At 46.1% G+C, this 1,858-nt stretch carries 2 protein-coding genes; one reads left to right on the top strand and one right to left on the bottom strand.

Going from position 1 to position 1,858, the window contains the following annotated elements:
• Positions 1 to 123: 123 nt before the first annotated feature.
• Positions 124 to 840 (bottom strand): ABC transporter ATP-binding protein, encoded by a 717-nt coding sequence (locus ACP45E_RS00950; protein WP_017033108.1) that lies wholly within the window; start codon positions 838 to 840, stop codon positions 124 to 126.
• Positions 841 to 1,237: 397 nt separating this feature from the next.
• Between ACP45E_RS00950 and ACP45E_RS00945 the strand changes: the two genes are divergently transcribed.
• A partial coding sequence (locus tag ACP45E_RS00945; RefSeq protein WP_069584597.1) for an SDR family NAD(P)-dependent oxidoreductase occupies positions 1,238 to 1,858 on the top strand: 621 nt, incomplete at its 3' end.

Below are 1,858 nucleotides of genomic sequence, written 5' to 3'. Positions count from 1 at the left end.
AACACGATACCAATCAAGATCGCCGCCGCTTGCAAGGGCGATTGGCGATAGTGCGCAGCGAATAGGTTTAGCGTAAGTTTTGTGTGAGTGAGCCTGGTGTGATTTAACCTAGAGTGAGTTAAGTTAACTGTCCGCATGAGGTTTCTCGCTGGCTTGACTTTGGTTTAGCTCTACACGCTTTAACTCTCCATCGTCTAACACCAGTTGTGTCTGCATAAAACTGGCACATTCGGGACTGTGTGTAACCAAAAGCACAGCAGTGTTGCCTTGCGTGGTGATTTCGTTCAGCAACCTCATCACTTCTAAACCGGCTTTGTGGTCGAGGTTGCCTGTGGGCTCATCGGCAAGCAAAAGTTTCGGTTTATGGGCTAACGCACGTGCGATGGCAACTCGTTGTTGTTGTCCGCCAGAGAGCGCTGATACATGCCTATCGAGCAGTTCACTGATGCCTAACGCTTCCACTAAGTAATCACACCAGTCTCCCCATTTTTGTTGATTCAAATGCAATGGGAACGCGATGTTTTGTTTTACGTTGAGTGGGGTTAACAAGTTGAACTGCTGAAAGATAACGCCCAGTTTTTGATGGCGGAAGCGGCTCCATTGTGGATCTTTCCAAGCTGATGTTTTCTCGCCATCGAGCCACAGTTCTCCACCTGAAAGTGGTTCAAAGCCCGCGATTAGGTTGAGTAGGGTACTTTTTCCACTGCCACTCGAACCTGTCAAAGCCACGCTTGCCCCTGGCGCTAGGCCGAAGTCGATGCTCTCCAATACACTATGGGTGTCTTTACCATCAACAAAGTTTTTGCTGGCATGTTTCAGCGTGACAACTGGGTTTTCCATTTCCTATCCTTGTATCGAAAGGGGGGCTATCAAAGCGCGTCAATTGGTAGTAATGAATACCGCGATAAGCTCTATATCACTGTAGACAACAAATTGGAAAAATAGAGCGATTTATATCGAATTATTAATAACTTGTACTGTGAGTAGGAGGAAATAGATCAGTGAGAGGGGCGATTCTGCTCTGGGGATGTCACAGGTCTGCACTTAAATGGAAATTAAACGAGTTGTTATTTCAGTTCTAACTCGTTTAAGGGAGTTGGGGCAATTAAGTGGGGCTAATTTTGATCCTAGTTCGAATCTTTTTAACGTCACTCTCGCATTTATATATTATTGTATGATTTAATTGGGCGTATCATAATGTTACATCATAAATACAAACGTAACTGAGGAAGCGGACATGCTGTTAGAGTCATTCAGTCTGAAAGGTAAAGTCGCGATAGTGACAGGCTGTAACACGGGACTTGGGCAAGGTATAGCGTTAGGCCTAGCAGAAGCAGGTTGCAAAGTTGTCGGTGTTAACCGTACAGAGCCTGAAGGGACTATTGAGAAAATGAATGCAGCAGGCCATGCGTTCCTAAACGTTCGTGCTGACCTTCTCGATCAAGCGTGCATTCCCGGGATCATAGAGCGTACTTTGACTGAGTTTGGCCAAGTCGACATCCTCGTGAACAATGCAGGAATTATTCGCCGCCAAGATGCGATTGAGTTCTCAGAGCAAGATTGGGATGACGTAATGAACGTGAACACCAAGACTGTGTTCTTTATGTCTCAGGCGGTTGCAAAGCAGTTTAAGGCTCAAGGCACTGGCGGAAAGATCATTAACATTGCATCGATGCTTTCATTTCAAGGTGGTATTCGAGTTCCTTCTTATACAGCATCTAAAAGCGCAGTGATGGGAGTGACACGTGCGATGGCGAACGAATGGGCGCGCGACAATATCAACGTGAATGCGATAGCACCCGGTTATATGGAAACGAACAATACTCAAGCTCTGCGTGAAGATGCTGAGCGCAATCAA

This window comes from Vibrio genomosp. F10 str. 9ZD137 (assembly GCF_049974785.1).
Lineage (GTDB): Bacteria > Pseudomonadota > Gammaproteobacteria > Enterobacterales > Vibrionaceae > Vibrio.
The sequence above is the reverse complement of the archived record's forward strand: the minus strand, read 5'-3'. Positions and strand labels throughout refer to the sequence as shown.